Raw genomic sequence first — 16237 nt, 5'->3', positions numbered from 1 at the left:
GTATGGCTTTCAAACAGTAAAAAAGTGAACAAACGGGTGTGTTTGTGGAATAAGCTTCAATAAAATAACCATACTTTTTATAAAGAAGTGAATCGATTATATTAAAATTGATATAAAGGCGTTATCCTTTCCTATGATTTCTCAGAAAGAATAACGCCTTGCTCTTTTTAGAGGGTATTTTGTCTAGTTAGCTTGATAGCGATGTGGTTCTATCCCTTATAAAGTGAAACTTTAATCAGTGGGGGTTTTGTTCATCCCCCACTGATTATTAGCCCCCACTGATTATTAGCCCACACCAATCGGGCTTTTACGGACAGTTGATCCCCCACCTAACTTCTTTGCTTCCGCTGAATTTTGAGGTCGGGGTCTTACTGCCCGTTAATGCGGGATAAATGTTACAAAAACATTTATAATAGCTCTAACTTGCACAATGCTTCCCGTTAATATAATACGCTGATTCTGTGAAAACCGTAAATACAACCTCTACTTCTGGAAGTCCAAAATCCATTACATATGTAGTAATGGCCTTGGCAAATCGATCACGAATTTCCTGTCCACGCTCGAACCATTTCACTTCAATAAGAGGAAACGCTTCTATTTCTTCTCCATTGAATATAAACGTAGAACTTGGTAGTTCCAACGTAAAATTATCCGTACCACACTCACAAATCTCTGCGAGCTCTTCTACTAATGGCTTGCTTATGTGTTTTAATTGTTCAGTAGTAATTCCACGAAACACAATATGCGGCATGTAAATCCCTCCTTTAGATAGTTTTATATTTGCCCACATCATGGCACAATTCTCCCACCTTTTAACAAAAATAGATGCTAAACAAGTTTCAACTCTTATTTTTAGGCCTGTTATACAGGCTGAAGCGATTCTAAGTATCTGCCATATTAAAGTTGATATGCTCCCATTCTAGTGGTGAGATATGTTTTAATCGTTCTTCGTTAACCCCATGCGTACTTCTTAACTATTTCATTTAATTTTTAATAAAGAAAACAGCCTCACTAAGCTTTTAAAACTTAATAAGGCCACTTTATTCACACTTTTAATTATGGAACGTCGGTTTATAGAACGAACGATTATCAAGTGCAAAGACACGCTCTGTGTATTCACCTGGTTTTGTGCGTCCTAATGCGCGGTCCATCATGTTCATTTTTGCATCTAAGTTATCGATGTAGTGCAGAATTTCTGCTTCTTTTACTAATGGTGGTTTTGGGCTACCCCATTCTGCTTTTCCGTGGTGCGAAAGGACGATGTGCTGAAGAATTAATACTTCTTCTGCATCGATTTGCAATTCGTCTGCTGCTTTACCGATTTCGTTCACCATGATAGAAATGTGGCCTAGTAAATTTCCTTCTAACGTATACGTTGTAGAAATTGGGCCAGATAGTTCAATTACTTTACCAAGGTCATGTAAAATAACGCCTGCATATAGTAAGTCTTTATCTAATGATGGGTATAGATTTGAAATAGCTTTCGCTAAATCTAGCATCGATACGACGTGATAAGCTAGTCCAGATACGAACTCGTGATGGTTCTTTGTCGCTGCTGGATATTCTAAAAATTCGTTTTGATGCTTATTTAACAAATGTCTTGTTAGACGTTGAATGTTCGGATTTCTCATTTCAAATATGTATTGTGTAATTTTCTCAACCATATCTTCTTTTTTCACTGGTGCTTTTTCTACGAAATCCGAGATGTCTGTTACTTCATTTTCATTCGCAACACGGATTTGTTTCACACGTAATTGAATACGTCCTTTGTAGTTTAAAATATCACCAGCTACTTTAACGATTGTTTCTGCTACATATTGTTTCTCAACTTCTGGTGATACGTCCCATAGCTTCGCTTCAATATCTCCACTTGGATCTTGTAAGATTACTGTTAAAAATGGCTTTCCATTACTTGCTAGACCTTTTGTCGCTGTTTTAATTAACAAGAAAACATCGACTTGTTCACCAACTTCATATTCTGCAATTTTCTTTTTCATTCGAATTCCTCCACCAAATCAGTTACTTTTAGTATAGCATATCACAACTCATTTTCTTTACGCTTATGTGTTAATTTTACAATCTGTTTTTCTGTAAAATACGCGAGTAAATGCGCATGACATGTAAAGAAGATGACTTGTCTATCTTTTGCGATTTCCTTTATTAGTTCAATCGTTCGATCCGTCCTTACCGCATCAAAGTGCACGAAACTATCATCAATAATAAATGGGTAATCATGTTCAAATGTTTTCGCAAGTGCAAATCTCAGCGCTAAATATAACTGCTCCGCTGTCGCTTGGCTTAGTTCATGACTGTAAAAACGTATACCGTCGTTACGTTCAACAATGAACGGCTCCGCCTCTGACGGTGAAAAGATTTTACTATAGCGTCCGCCCGTTAAATAGACGAAATACTCTTCTGATTTTTGTAAAATACGAGGCAGATGCACTTCATGATAATATTGCTTCGTTTTCGTTAACACCGTTTTTGCGGCCGCATAAGCAGCCCATTTCTTCACTTGTTCACGCAATTGCGCTTTTTTCATTTCCCATTCATGCATTAAATCTCCGTACGTACTACCTTCTTCTAAATTCGCAATTTCCATACGATGTTTCGCGATGCGCTCTGTCAGTTCTTTCTCTTGCGCCAGACAGTTTTGTACGACTGTAATTTCTCTCTTTAATTTCTCTTCATAACCGTCAGCTTCGTAATGTTCAGCTAATGATAAACTCTTTAAACGCTGTTCTAACAGATCAATTTGCGGTAATAAACGCACTACTTGTTTCTCAGCATCTTCACGTTTTTCCGCTAGTTTACCTGCTTCTAAAAACATCTCTTCATCTGTAGCATCTGCAATATGCCATAAACTGTCTCGTTCTACTAGCAATTGCTTTAATTGTTCTTGCATAAACTCATATTCTTCTTGCCATTCCGCCAGTTTCTCTTTCAGCTGCTTACAAGTTTGTCTCTTCTCTTTCTCATTTTGCATAAGCCTTTGCGCCTCATACAACTTACTATACTCCGCACTACCGATAACAGTTTCTAGTTTATGTTCAAATTGCGAAATCATTTCATATAATGAAGATTTTCGTGTGCCTTGCTTCTCTAATTCACGATATAATTGCTGCATTTTTTCCATACGCTCAAACGCCGGCAATATGTGCGCATACGTATAAAATTCTGGGAACATATAGCGCGTTTTATATGCATCTACTTGTTCTCCCGCCTGGAACGTTTCTCTCTCCCATTCCTCATACGATGAAACGACTTTATCATAAGCTCGCTCCATTTGCTGCAATTTATAAGACTCACGCTCAAATAGCTTCCGAATCTCTGCATCTTTTTCTAACTGATAGCGCACAGACAGCGCTTCTTCACTTTGTCTCCCGCCAGCACTTTGCTGAAGAGTAAGAAGCTCTTCTTGTAATCCACTTGACGGATCTTTATATAAAACAAGGGCAAGAACAATCCCTACAAAAACAATAACACTAATAAATAAGAGCGGGCGGTTATCAATAAATAAACTCGTGAATAAAACAAGCGTGTTAATAAGAAGTAACAGAAGACAAACTCTTTGCCACTGCTTTTTCTTTTGCATAGCTGCTCCTGCTTTTTCCTCATACTTGCGCTTCATTCTCTCTGCGCCCATACCGATAAACGCCTCATCTTGGAACGATTTCTCTTTCTCAACTAACGTATTTCGCTCTTCATCAACTAACATTTGTTTCTGAATCTGTCTTATATTTTCTTCTTGTTCTTCTAATTGCTCTTGCGCTACTTTAAAACGATCATCAAGCTGTACTTTTTGCGTTTCTAATTCACGTGCCTTTTGCACGGTTTGCGTAATTAATTCTTTCGTTGCCAAACTCATATCAAACGAAAGAACCGCTTCCTTTTCAAAAGTAGCACCAATTTGTTGTTCTAGTTCTGCAATTTCTTCTTTTATATTCGCAATACTTCCTGTCATATCACGCATTTCTTGGCGTGCATTTTCGTAAGATAAATGCTGCATACGAAGTTCTTCTACATAACTTTCTTTTCGTAAAAACTCTTCATCTATTTGAATCGAGACAATTTCCGATTGCACTGTCTCTATTTTTTTGTGGAGCGAATCAACTTGTAACTGAAGCGGCTCCATCTTCGCCTTAATCGCTTCATAGCGCGCCATTCCGTTTACAGGAAACTGCCCGCTCTCATTTTCTAACACTTTCTCATGCGCACGTTTTTCAATAACGAGTGGCTCTAGCGCTGCTAATATTTCATAATCTTGCTTTCGCTTTTCTGCACTCTCTTTCTCTCCGCGAACAGAAGCAAGTTTCTCTTCACTTTCTTTTAATTGCTCGACTTGTTTTTCATACGTGCCAATTTTCCCTTGCCACTCTTTCATCTTCTCTTCAAGCTTCTTCATCTCTTGCAGTGACACGTTAATTTCCGGTTTACGCCCACTCGGTTTAAAGCGTTGATCCATTTCTTTTTCTAGCTTTTTATCTAACTGTAATAGCGCATCGCTTCCGACTGCACTTGCCGAAAATAAATAATTGCCAATATCCGCTTCGCCGAGCTGATGAATATTTTGAAGACCATGCATATCAAATGAAAAGACCGATTCAAATAAACTTTCATTCATCCCGCTTAATATATCGTTTAAAATTTCCTCGCCGCCCGTTTTCCCGTCTTCAAAATAAACGGTCACCTCGCCAGCTGCCGTCTTTGGCAATCGTTCAATTTTCAAACGGCCGTACTGCTCTGTTTGCACAGTCATCGTACCGCCATACTTCCCGCCTTCTTTCGGCTCATAACGGCGCTGTCCTCTCGTCGGAAAACCGAACAAAATACTTTTCATAAACGAGCGAATTGTCGATTTCCCCGCTTCGTTTTCACCGTATAGTACCGTCAGCAAGGAAAGATCCATTTCCACATTTTCTAATTTTCCGTATCCATAAATATGGAGTTTTTCAATTCTCATTTTTTATCCCTCTCTTGCTGGAATAATTGTTCTAAAATAATATTTTCTGCTTCCTTTTGAATCTCTTTCTTCTCGTCTTCTGTAAAAGATTCAATACTATTACGCGCTACAGGAGATGTCCAAATGGTGCGCAACACGCCGTCCATATTTGTGAAAGCTTCTAGCTCCTTTAGCACACTACCGACGAAATGATTTTCCGCTTTCAAACGTTCGATTTCCGCAAAAGAAACCGTCTCATTTTTCCACTTCATTGCATATACGAAATCTTTTCGCTCTTCGCCAGATGCTAAAATATGAAAAATCTCTTCCACACGCTTTTCGTCACGCAAATAAGGAGAAAGTGGGCCCTGCCCTGTGAATACGACAGTTAAAAGCGTCCCTTCCTCTTCTCTTCGGCAATCATTCATCGCAGCTGACATGCTCGTCATAAGTTCATCAACAGTTTCAAGTCCATCAATACAAACCTCGATCTCATCCCATACAACATCTGCCGTATGGAAAAATGAACACTGCGTTCCTTGTTTCGTAAGTTCAATAAGGTACGCACCCTTCTCGCCTGTTTCCTTACGATGACGACCTTGTATGTTTCCTGGATAAATAATGTATGGCTCTTCTGATAAAATTTCACGTTTATGTATATGGCCAAGAGCCCAATAATCAAACTGTTTTTCTTTCAATTCACGAATTTGAAACGGTGCATAGCGATTATGCTCTGCATCTCCTTCCACACTTCCGTGAAGCATGCCAATATGAAAAGGCGCATCACTCATTTTCGTATACTGCGCTGTCATATTATCCGTTACCGCTTGCTGCAAATAACTAAACCCATAAATAGAAGCTAATAGCTCACCATTTTTATAAAATGATTTCTCTTCTACATAAGGATCGGTAAACACATGAACATTTTCCGGAAACTCAATCGCTGCCCAGCTTCCTCCTAAATGATCATGGTTACCGTGAATAATAAAAACAGGGATATCGTACTGCGAAAGTCTCTTCATTTGCTCACGCACAAACACTTGCGCCCTCAAACTTCTCGTCTCCGCATCATACAAATCCCCAGCTAGTAATACGAAATCAACGCGCTCTTGAATCGCTTTATCAACAATACGCTCAAATGATTCAAACGTACTTTGCTTCATTCTCTCCCACACAGACTGCGTAACATTCATCTCCATCCCTTTAAACGGACTATCCAAATGCAAATCAGCCGCATGTATAAACTTTACTTGTTTCACAAATAACGATCCTTTCTATCTTTCAAAAGTTTCATTTTATCAAAATTTAAATCGCTGAAAACTAATAATCATCGAGAATAAAAATATTCTCGATGATTAAAGTTTCATTCTATTTTACCACGCAATGTCATATATTTCTTTGCATATTGTAGCATTTTATGTCAAAATAATTATAAGATTCTGATTTTAAATATTGGAGGGAATTTTCATGGGAGTATACGTTCTAACAGTCTTTGAAAAAGATGGTTCAAAAGCATTAGACGAATCATTCGAGGCGGCAACTGAAAAAGAAGCGAAAGCAAAAGGGGAATCTATCTTACAAGAAAAAGGATTGTATGAAAAAACACATCGCTGTACATCTACTGCAGGTAAGCTCGTTTTATTCCAGCGCTAAAAAAAGAAGCGTCATCCGCTTCTTTTTCACTCTACTATATCTTCGTCACACCACGTAAACACCACATCTAGAATGCGATTACCAATACGTACGCGTTTATTCCATTTACCTGTTTGGATCTGATGTTGCAATTCAGCTTTCATCTTTTCCGTCCAGTCGTGAATCGTTTCACTACCGTCGTACGGATATACGCCTGGAAACTCTTCCTGCAGTAGATGCAAGCTCTCTGCATCAAAATGAAAATGGAAGAAGTAGTTTGCTGTAAGCGATGGTTCTTGCAATCGTAAAAAATGATCATCAATTTGCTTTCTATTTCTATAGAAAGTAAAGATATTCACTTTACCGCTAGTAATTTGGTCAATTTGAATTTCGTGCTTCTCTATAATCACGTCTTGTCCACCTCGTTGTATACTATCTTTAGTATATATGTCTTTTACAACAAAGTTAACCATTTTCGCGCGAAATTCATTTCCTTCATTATATTACCTGTACCTCCATATGCAATCAGAACAAATAAAAACAAAGTTGAAGGGGAGCGATCACATGTATTTCGGAAGCAAAGGTTGGTATGTAAAAGAACTTAAAAAATTAGGTATCCGTACTTATGAAGGTAAAAAACTAGAATCGTATCGTACGCATGTGTTATCTAGTTTACTTGAGAGAATGAAGAAAGCTTCGGCTTAATAGAAAAACACCTCCCGAATTCGCATACTAAGTATGCAAATTCAATGGAGGTGTTTTTATCAGTTTTCATAAAAGATTTTTTGCTTCCGCTGGAACGGATACGTTTTAATCTCAGCTGTATCTAAATCTTCATTGAATAAATGAATGGCTATAATTTGTCTACAATCGTAAGTATGGTAATAATATGTTCCAGACTCCATACACATTGCACTTGTATAGATCGTATTATCTAATATACCGTCTTCTGTTATTACTGCCCCCTTAGGAACCTCACAATTTGATAAGATATGAAAAATAGCCGATATCCCCTCTTCTTCGTTCTCTATACTTTGAATGTTTTGTTTGCCATACGCTGCCCGTACAAATCTTGATGGCGGTGTGAAATCTCCAGGAAGTCCCATCGTTCCTGAACCTTGGCCAAAAGCACTTAATGGTACATCTCCCCACTCAGTTGGCGCAAATGGCTGCGATTTAAGTCCAATATATTGTCTTAAATTTTGTAAATGCCAATTAAACTCGGGACTATTAGTCATTACTCCTATTGGATTGTCATACACTTTTATTCCATCAACTGTCGGCTCAAGTACAATACACGCTCCCGATTTATCTGCTAAAATCCAATGTAGCGGTGGCGTAATTCCTAAAACTGGTAATGGTACATCTATAAAGGCAATGTTATCAATATATTTTCTTAATTCTTCAACAGAATTGAACTGCGTGAGGCTCCAAGTCACAAAATCAAATGGCGCTACATTCGTTTTATTGCTATCTATATGATTACTATAAGTAGCAAATCCTGGGAAATAGAGAGTTGCACATGTCATACCAGTTTCATTTACTCCGTCCGCCATCATGACCCTTCCTCCAAAATTAATTCCCATTCCGACAACAGCCTTTTTCGCTCGGATCGTTTCACCAGTTATATTGTTCCACTGATAACGCCGAGGAATGATTATTACTTCTTGATTCATATCTAATGTGAAATCCATTGTTCTCCCAAAAAGATGTTGGAAATTTTTTGTTTGTAACGTCAAACTAGTACACATGAAGAAATCCCCCCATTTTATAGTTCTATAAACATTTTATAAAATTCTGATAAATACGTAAATTAAAAACCCTATTTATCACTAACAAAATAATCGCCCAAACCAAAAATGCTATAATAAACCCAATCAAACTAAGGGGGAACATTTATGTTGGACGGAACATGCATTCAATTTCACAAGTTTGGCAATCCAAAAGACGTATTACAAGTTGAATATAAAAATATAGAACCACTAAAAGATAATGAAGTATTCGTCCGTATGCTAGTTAGACCTATTAATCCATCTGACTTAATTCCCATCACTGGAGCATACGCACATAGAATCCCTTTACCTAACATACCTGGTTATGAAGGTGTTGGTATTGTAGAAGATGTAGGAGCTTTTGTTTCTAGAGAGCTTATCGGTAAACGTGTGTTACCGTTACGCGGGGAAGGTACTTGGCAAGAATATGTGAAAACATCAGCTGACTTTGTAGTTCCTATTCCTGATTCCATCGATGATTTCACAGCGGCACAAATGTATATTAATCCTCTTACGGCGTGGGTTACATGTACAGAAACGCTAAACTTACAACGTAATGATGTTTTATTAGTGAATGCTTGTGGATCCGCAATTGGTCATCTTTTTGCGCAGTTATCACAAATTTTAAACTTCCGACTCATTGCCGTGACAAGAAATAATAAGCATACAGAGGAGTTACTGCGCCTAGGTGCTGCATATGTAATCGATACTTCCACTACCCCGCTTTATGAAACCGTTATGGAATTAACGAACGGGCTCGGCGCGGATGCTGCAATTGATTCTATCGGGGGACCGGATGGAAATGAATTAGCTTTTTCCTTAAGGCCAAACGGACACTTTTTAACGATAGGTCTTCTATCGGGCGTACAAGTAAACTGGGCAGAGATTGTCACGAAAGCAAAAGTGCACGCGAACATATTTCATTTACGACATTGGAATAAAGATGTGTCCGCATATAAATGGCAGGAGACGTTTCGTCACTTAATTCGCTTAGTGGAAAATAAGCAATTACGTTTTATGACAGTACATTCTACATATGACTTAGCGGATGTGAAAAAAGCAGTTGATGTTGTGCAATCTGCGGAGAAAACGAAAGGGAAAGTGTTTTTGACGAGTTATTAAATTGAGTACATTCAACTATCAATCCATTTAGTAGCATAGAATTTTAAGTAGCTTATGTAATTTAATTAAAAAAGCGAAAGGAGATTCTAATATGTGGTTACTCACAGCAATTACGCCTGTTGTAATAGCCGGAGGAATTGTAGTATATGTGATTAGAAGTCTTAAACATAAATATAACAACGGTAACTTAGGTAAGAAAAAATCAAAAAACGCTCAAGTTTTATTAGATAGTTTAATACCAATAGGAATGCTTTTAGGGTGTTTGATCGGTATTATTGTTGGCATATTTTCTCCTGATTCATTACTACTTTCAGTTAGTTTAGGATCTGGGATAGGCTATTTATTTGGATTTTTTGCTTATGAAATTTATAGCAAGACAGGAAACAATTTTTCCTAATTCAAAAGGAATAAGCGGGACAGTACATAGTAATCATATGAAATATGTAACTGTCCTTTATTTTTGCATCAATGTTATCACCTTACCTTTCGCCTACTATACACCTCTTTTATTGATTTTTCTCTCCTCCCCTTTTTGCATATCCGCTTTTTTATTTTCATTGGATCTATATCCAAAGTAAAGTAGCGCACATGTAATAACAGAACCTACAATGTATCCTAAAAAACATCCTAACCAAAACATAGTTTAACCGCCTCCATTCATAATAAATTTTTATGTAATATAACTCTTTACATACTCCATCGTTTATTTCTATTAACTATACACTTTCTAAAATTATTCATACCACTAATTCTCTTCGTACCTCAAATAGCAATTTTATTATTTGTCATAAAGTTAACACCTTCTTTAAATACAAAAACTTCCATTTGCTCGCTTTTTCTTAAGAAATAATATACTACATTTGAAATAAGCGAGCTAGTACGTCGGCCCTTCTCTATTTTAACTTTAGTCATGAACAAAAGAAAAATAAAAAACCCCCTCAAAGCATGAACTTCAAGGGGTGAGCCTGTTTTTTATTTACTTATATACGTACAGCTGTACCACTTACAGCAACCATTAACATTCCATCACGAACTACTTCGTAATCTACGTCAACACCAACGATAGCGTTCGCACCTTTTTGTTTTGCAAGTTCTTTCATTTCATCCATTGCGATATCACGAGCTTCTTTTAGCTTGCTTTCATAAGAACCAGCACGACCACCGACAACATCACGAACTGAAGCGAATAAATCGCGCACAATATTTGCACCCATAATAGCTTCACCATTTACAATATCAATATACTCAATAATTTCTTTACCTTGAATTCCAGACGTTGTTGTTACAATCATGACTGACACTCTCCTAATAAGTTGTAGTTTTGATAAGCTTTCTTATGTCTTTATTATGACATGGAAAAAGTATCTAATCCATTGAATTACCTTACAGGAATGTGACAGTTTTGTAATAATAAAGCGCGCATTATGTTTAATTTTAATAAAGAGCTTTATTATTGGGATACATAAACGATTCTCTATTTTCTTTCCAGTCCTTTTCTACTTCTTTAAAAGTTGGTCGTCCTAATTTTTCATTGTTTTCATGTTTACGAAACCATTTCTTCACATACTGGTCTCCATTTTTATTTTGAACTGTACAAAAGAAACTATTACTGCTATCCTTTAATATTTTTACAATCACGAAAAGGCACCTCTTCCCTTTTAAATAACATGATAGAACTTGATCTTTTACTATAAGCCCTTCCTCTCTTATAGTCATACGACTCCTCGGCCGCGCCAAAGTTGTAAGATCAAAAAACGATATTCACTTTGTTTACATTTTTCATCATTTTATTTAAAGAAATCAGAGTTATAGGCATTATGCTTATCAAATATTTTATAGATTTCTAACTTATCGTCTAATTTTGCATCTACTAAAATTAATATATTGCCATCGTAAATATATTCTTCATACTTTTTAGCATGTTCTTCTGGAATTCCTAACCCTATAAATGCTCCTATTAAACTTCCAGCTCCTCCGCCAATACCGGCTCCTCCAATAGCTGCTGCGATCGGTCCTGCTGCTACGATTGGACCCATTCCAGAAACGGCAAGTACACCAAGACCTGTTAATAAACCACCAAGCCCGCCTGCTACCCCTCCAGCTACAAGCCCTGTCGCTGAAAAGATATCTGCTTTATGTGCAGTTTCGCTATTCACTTTTTCACCCGATTTTTCTTCTAGATGTTCAATTTCCTTTTGATCTTTCGCAATAGCTGAAATGTTATCTGCTGAATATCCTTTATCATTTAATTCATTAATAACGAGTGCCGCATCATCAATTGTTCTAAAAACACCTACTATTTTTCTATCTATATTCATAACTATTAACCTCCTAAAGTTTTATGTAATGTATCTTTATTTTTCTTCATTTCTGTATACACTAATCTTCTTATTAACATAACCATTTACGAAAAAAGCGAATAGTAAAAGCACTACAAGTGAACTACTTAACAAGTAAATTAAATCAAATGTAATATTAATCATCATTTCATTCATGTATACCAGGCTCCTTTTTATTTAAAGTAAAAGTATATTTTGATAGACTAATCTACTAAACATAGACATCTTACAATTCATCTTCAGTCAATCTCTTTGTAGTATATGTATACCCTTCCTAACCTTTTCTAAACGTAAAAAACTATAATTATATTTTTTCTTATTTTATATGTTTAACATTTTTTAAAACGGGTATGTTTATATTGTTATGCTTACTATATGGAAAGGAATATTACGATGAACGCCATTCACTCTACTACTATTTCTTATAATGAAACACCTACAATAACGCAGATTCATCATTTTTATGCTTTAATGACAACATTTCAAACGAATGTATTTATAGGTAAACACGGAGCACTTACTTCTATTAAAAACTTAAGCACTCTAGTATCCTTTTTCCTTACTGTAAAAAAGAAAGATCTTATATTATTTATTTTTGAAGGAATAGATGCAAAAAGAGCTTTAAGAACACTCTTCCCTTCTTAGAATGTTTGTTATCCTCTATTCCCTCGTTTACTACCTTTCATATATGTTTTTATATTTCAAAATGATTTCCTCTATAAAAAAGAACCCCCTAATACAATAGGGGGATTTCTAGTTTGGCCTTATGAAAACTGATATAATATATATTACGTTTTTCATTCTTTAAAATAGAAAAGTTTTAATAACCTTGAAGGTAGGAATTTTTAATGAACTCGAAAGCAAAATTTAGTATTCGCTACAAAATTATGGCTGGTTATTTAGTTATCATTTTGTTCTTACTTGTTTCTTTCATTATGTTAAACAATGAGATTTCCAACTTACAAAAATCTCGTAATTTTATTATTGATCATGATTTTAAAGTTCTCAATTTAACGAATCAAGTGGAGAAAGAGTTACTAACAATTGAAAATAAAGCGAAAGGGTTTATCATTTCTAATAACCCTAATTACGTGCAGTCCCTTAACTCTGCGGAAAAGGATTACGAAAAACATTATCAAGATCTTTTTTCTTTATTAGAGGATAACCCCTCTCAGCAAGAAAAATTAAAACAGATTAACGAAAACATTACTAGTTGGATTAATAAAGAGATTCACCCACTCATTACAAATAATAATAGTAATAATGTACAAACAATTGACACGACTCAAATTCAGTCATTACAGTCGCAGCTAACTAACTTCCGGAGCACTGAGGAGCAACTAACGAAAAAAAGAGCTGCACAATTAGATATTGAAAATAATAAATTAGAGATTTGGTTATACAGTTTATTGTTCTTACTTTCTTTTATTTCCATTATCGTTTCACTCTATATTTCGAATTCCATTACAAAAACGATTAAAAATGTAATTCAAGCTATTAAATCAATTTCTTCTAAAGAAAAAATTACGGAAAGAATTCATGTAAATACACATGATGAAATAAAAGATCTTGCTCATACAACGAACCACTTACTAGACGAAATATCGAAAAGAGAGTGGTTACAAACTGAGCTTGCAGAATTAATTTTAATGTATCAAGGTGTATCTTCTATTGAGATGTTAGGTAAAAAAATTCTTAGTGGAATTATACAAAAAACGCAAACTTCTTGCGGTGCATTTTATGTACGTGAAGAATATGAAGAAACTGTCTACTATGTGAAAAAAGCTTCTTTCGCCGATCAAGGTGCTGATATTGGAAAACAATCCATTAAAATGGGTGAAGGTTTCATTGGACAGTCTGCCTTAGAAAAGAAAAGTTTTATTCTCAGGGATATACCCGAAGAGTTTCGTTATGTCACTAGCGGAGTATTAGAAATACGTCCTAAAAATCTACTAGTCATCCCTATCTTATTTGAGGATGAGGTGATTGCAGTAATGGAGTTAGTAAGTGTAACTGAGATTTCAGACTTACATCAAGATTTAATTCAACAAACTATTGATAATCTAGGTTTAACAATCCATAGCATTATAGGACGTATGCGAATTCAAACTCTTTTACATGAATCACAAGCAATGACAGAAGAGTTACAAGTTCAATCAGAAGAATTACAAACGCAAGCGGAAGAACTACAAATGCAAGCGGAAGAATTACGAACAACGAATGAACAATTAGAGTCTAGAACTGAAGAAGCTGAACAAAAGACAGCTGACTTACAAATTACCAAATCAGAATTAGAAGAAAAAGCAAGCGAGTTGTTACGCAGCTCAAAATACAAATCTGAGTTCCTAGCAAATATGTCACATGAATTACGCACACCGTTAAATAGTATTTTACTATTATCTGAAATGTTAAGAGAAAATCATGATAATCATTTATCGGATGATGAAATTGAACTAGCAACCGTCATTCATTCATCAGGGAAAGACTTACTTACTTTAATTAATGACATACTAGATTTATCTAAAGTAGAAGCAGGCAAACTAGACATCATTTTTGAAGCAACGAACATAAGTGACATGGCAGCCAATATGCATCAAAACTTTTTACATATAGCTGCACAAAAAAATGTCGAATTTACTATTGAAGACAGTGATACGATTCCTGATCTGTTTTATACAGATGCAAAACGGATTGAGCAAATTATTAAAAACTTATTATCCAATGCATTTAAATTCACGGAAAAAGGATCCGTTTCTTTACATTTCGATTCAATAGAAACAACCAATTTAAGTCATGATATGCAGTCTATAAGTAAAGATTGGATTACAATTTCAGTAAAAGATACTGGTATTGGTATCGCTAAAGAACAGCATCAACTTATTTTCGAAGCCTTTCAACAGGCAGATGGAGCAACGATTCGAAAGTATGGTGGTACAGGACTAGGTTTATCTATTTGTAAAGAGTTTGCTAGATTGTTAGGTGGTTGGATTACGTTAGAGAGTAATGTAGGAGAAGGTAGTACTTTCACGGCATATATTCCTAACCTTCCAAATGGATTACATGATATACAGTTCTCCAATTTAGAAGTCGCAGCAACGATAGAAGATGTTATTCCTGCTGAAGTTGTTGAAGAAACTATCGTTACTACCGAAACAAATAACGTCTTCCAAGAGAAAACAATTTTAATTGTCGATGATGATCATCGAAATATATTTGCGTTACAAAATGCATTAAAAAAACAAAATGCCAACATTATTACTGCCCAAAACGGCATAGAGTGTTTAGAAATACTAAAAAGCAATACAAATATTGACCTTATTTTAATGGATATTATGATGCCTAATATGGACGGTTATGAAACGATGGAAAATATCCGAATGAACTTAGGGTTACATGAAATACCTATTATCGCATTAACTGCTAAAGCAATGCCAAATGATAAGGAAAAATGTTTATCTGCTGGCGCTTCAGATTATATAAGTAAACCATTAAACCTACATCAACTCTATTCGGTAATGAGTGTATGGTTAATAAAATAAGTGAGGTTTAGTTGGAGTGGAAAATAAGTATTATAATTTTGATCCATCAGTAGATACGGATGAGCGCACGAACTTAGAAATTGAATTACTATTGGAAGCGGTATTTAAACTATCAGGATTTGATTTTCGCCAATATGCTCGCACATCTATTTATAGAAGGATTTGTAATCGAATGCAGCTCTCTAATATCCCAACCATTTCAAAATTAATTGAAAAAGTAATTCACGAGGAAGGGGTTTTAGAACAGTTATTAAATGATTTCTCGATTAATGTAACTGAGATGTTCCGTAACCCTGCCTTTTTTAAAGCGCTAAGAGAGCATGTTATTCCTGAATTGAAAAAGCAACCTGAAATTAGAATTTGGCATGCTGGATGCGCAACTGGTGAAGAAGTATTATCGATGTCCATCTTACTTCACGAAGAAGGATTAAGTGAAAAGTCGGTTATTTACGCAACAGATATGAATACAAATGTGTTAGAAAAAGCAAAACAAGGCATCCTCCCGTTAAATAAAATGCAAACTTATACGAAAAACTATTTACAAGCTGGCGGTACACAAGCATTTTCTAACTATTATTCAACAGATAATCGTTTTGCTTATTTTAATCCTTCACTGTTACAAAACATTATTTTTGCACAGCATAATTTAGTAACCGATCAATCTTTTAACGAGTTTCATATTATACTTTGTCGTAACGTTTTAATTTACTTTACAAGTAAACTTCAAAATCAAGTGCAGCAACTATTTTATGAAAGCTTAAGTCACAATGGATTTCTATGTTTAGGAAATAAAGAAACTCTTCGTTTTTCAAATATAATGCCGCATTATACCCAATTTAATCCTAGTGAACAAATTTATCAAAAAATACAATAAAAAGCGTATGAAATCCT

18 protein-coding genes are annotated in these 16237 nt (G+C 35.5%); 7 read left to right on the top strand and 11 right to left on the bottom strand.

Annotated features, from left to right (window positions below):
- Window positions 1–418: 418 nt before the first annotated feature.
- The 4 genes from N2V79_RS05105 to N2V79_RS05090 all read right to left on the bottom strand — a co-directional run bounded on the left by N2V79_RS05105 (window position 419) and on the right by N2V79_RS05090 (window position 6201).
- A complete protein-coding gene (locus N2V79_RS05105; RefSeq protein ID WP_023521344.1) occupies window positions 419–751 on the bottom strand; it encodes a DUF1904 family protein in 333 nt (110 codons plus the stop codon).
- A 301-nt stretch (window positions 752–1052) separates the two neighbouring features.
- On the bottom strand, window positions 1053–1997 hold the full coding sequence (gene yhaM / locus N2V79_RS05100) for a 3'-5' exoribonuclease YhaM (protein WP_000726652.1): 945 nt from the start codon (window positions 1995–1997) through the stop codon (window positions 1053–1055).
- 41 nt (window positions 1998–2038) lie between these two features.
- Window positions 2039–4963 (bottom strand): ATP-binding protein, encoded by a 2925-nt coding sequence (locus tag N2V79_RS05095; RefSeq protein WP_340719635.1) that lies wholly within the window; start codon window positions 4961–4963, stop codon window positions 2039–2041.
- Window positions 4960–6201: a metallophosphoesterase family protein gene (locus tag N2V79_RS05090; protein WP_340719634.1), complete on the bottom strand. Its 1242-nt coding sequence runs from the start codon at window positions 6199–6201 to the stop codon at window positions 4960–4962. The genes N2V79_RS05095 and N2V79_RS05090 overlap by 4 nt, the downstream gene beginning before the upstream one ends.
- 208 nt (window positions 6202–6409) lie before the next feature.
- Between N2V79_RS05090 and N2V79_RS05085 the strand changes: the two genes are divergently transcribed.
- Window positions 6410–6595: a YhzD family protein gene (locus N2V79_RS05085; RefSeq protein ID WP_000539552.1), complete on the top strand. Its 186-nt coding sequence runs from the start codon at window positions 6410–6412 to the stop codon at window positions 6593–6595.
- Between the two features lie 26 nt (window positions 6596–6621).
- On the opposite strand, the gene N2V79_RS05080 is transcribed toward N2V79_RS05085, so the two are convergent.
- Entirely contained in the window at window positions 6622–6984 is a 363-nt protein-coding gene (locus N2V79_RS05080) for a hypothetical protein (RefSeq protein WP_000582776.1), read from the bottom strand.
- A 154-nt stretch (window positions 6985–7138) separates the two neighbouring features.
- Here N2V79_RS05080 and N2V79_RS05075 point away from each other — a divergent pair, with 154 nt between their 5' ends.
- A complete protein-coding gene (locus tag N2V79_RS05075; RefSeq protein WP_000273536.1) occupies window positions 7139–7279 on the top strand; it encodes a YflJ family protein in 141 nt (46 codons plus the stop codon).
- 59 nt (window positions 7280–7338) lie between these two features.
- Here N2V79_RS05075 and bsh read toward each other — a convergent pair whose 3' ends face one another.
- Entirely contained in the window at window positions 7339–8325 is a 987-nt protein-coding gene (gene bsh, locus N2V79_RS05070) for a choloylglycine hydrolase (protein WP_097822156.1), read from the bottom strand.
- A 147-nt stretch (window positions 8326–8472) separates the two neighbouring features.
- On the opposite strand from bsh, the gene N2V79_RS05065 reads away from it, so the two are divergent.
- On the top strand, window positions 8473–9468 hold the full coding sequence (locus N2V79_RS05065) for a zinc-dependent alcohol dehydrogenase family protein (RefSeq protein ID WP_340719633.1): 996 nt from the start codon (window positions 8473–8475) through the stop codon (window positions 9466–9468).
- A gap of 91 nt (window positions 9469–9559) precedes the next feature.
- The gene (locus N2V79_RS05060; RefSeq protein WP_063546678.1) at window positions 9560–9865 is read left to right on the top strand and encodes a hypothetical protein; all 306 of its coding nucleotides are present in this window, start codon (window positions 9560–9562) and stop codon (window positions 9863–9865) included.
- A gap of 96 nt (window positions 9866–9961) precedes the next feature.
- Here N2V79_RS05060 and N2V79_RS05055 read toward each other — a convergent pair whose 3' ends face one another.
- From N2V79_RS05055 to N2V79_RS05035, 5 genes are all read right to left on the bottom strand, one after another.
- Window positions 9962–10108: a hypothetical protein gene (locus N2V79_RS05055; RefSeq protein ID WP_000498632.1), complete on the bottom strand. Its 147-nt coding sequence runs from the start codon at window positions 10106–10108 to the stop codon at window positions 9962–9964.
- A gap of 340 nt (window positions 10109–10448) precedes the next feature.
- On the bottom strand, window positions 10449–10760 hold the full coding sequence (locus N2V79_RS05050; RefSeq protein ID WP_000637511.1) for a YbjQ family protein: 312 nt from the start codon (window positions 10758–10760) through the stop codon (window positions 10449–10451).
- A gap of 142 nt (window positions 10761–10902) precedes the next feature.
- Window positions 10903–11106 (bottom strand): DUF4028 family protein, encoded by a 204-nt coding sequence (locus tag N2V79_RS05045; protein WP_340719632.1) that lies wholly within the window; start codon window positions 11104–11106, stop codon window positions 10903–10905.
- Between the two features lie 149 nt (window positions 11107–11255).
- A complete protein-coding gene (locus N2V79_RS05040; protein WP_157418241.1) occupies window positions 11256–11786 on the bottom strand; it encodes a general stress protein in 531 nt (176 codons plus the stop codon).
- A 36-nt stretch (window positions 11787–11822) separates the two neighbouring features.
- Window positions 11823–11963 (bottom strand): hypothetical protein, encoded by a 141-nt coding sequence (locus N2V79_RS05035; RefSeq protein WP_001004571.1) that lies wholly within the window; start codon window positions 11961–11963, stop codon window positions 11823–11825.
- A gap of 237 nt (window positions 11964–12200) precedes the next feature.
- Here N2V79_RS05035 and N2V79_RS05030 point away from each other — a divergent pair, with 237 nt between their 5' ends.
- The 3 genes from N2V79_RS05030 (at window position 12201) to N2V79_RS05020 (ending at window position 16220) form a co-directional block, all read left to right on the top strand.
- Window positions 12201–12452: a hypothetical protein gene (locus N2V79_RS05030; protein ID WP_053565099.1), complete on the top strand. Its 252-nt coding sequence runs from the start codon at window positions 12201–12203 to the stop codon at window positions 12450–12452.
- Between the two features lie 203 nt (window positions 12453–12655).
- A complete protein-coding gene (locus tag N2V79_RS05025) occupies window positions 12656–15346 on the top strand; it encodes an ATP-binding protein (RefSeq protein WP_340719631.1) in 2691 nt (896 codons plus the stop codon).
- Between the two features lie 16 nt (window positions 15347–15362).
- Entirely contained in the window at window positions 15363–16220 is an 858-nt protein-coding gene (locus tag N2V79_RS05020) for a CheR family methyltransferase (protein ID WP_000429046.1), read from the top strand.
- The last annotated feature ends 17 nt before the right edge of the window (window positions 16221–16237 follow it).

The sequence above is a fragment of the Bacillus sp. CH_70 genome (assembly GCF_038007045.1).
In the GTDB taxonomy this organism is placed as follows: domain Bacteria; phylum Bacillota; class Bacilli; order Bacillales; family Bacillaceae_G; genus Bacillus_A; species Bacillus_A cereus.
This window is presented reverse-complemented; position numbering and strand designations above follow the sequence as displayed.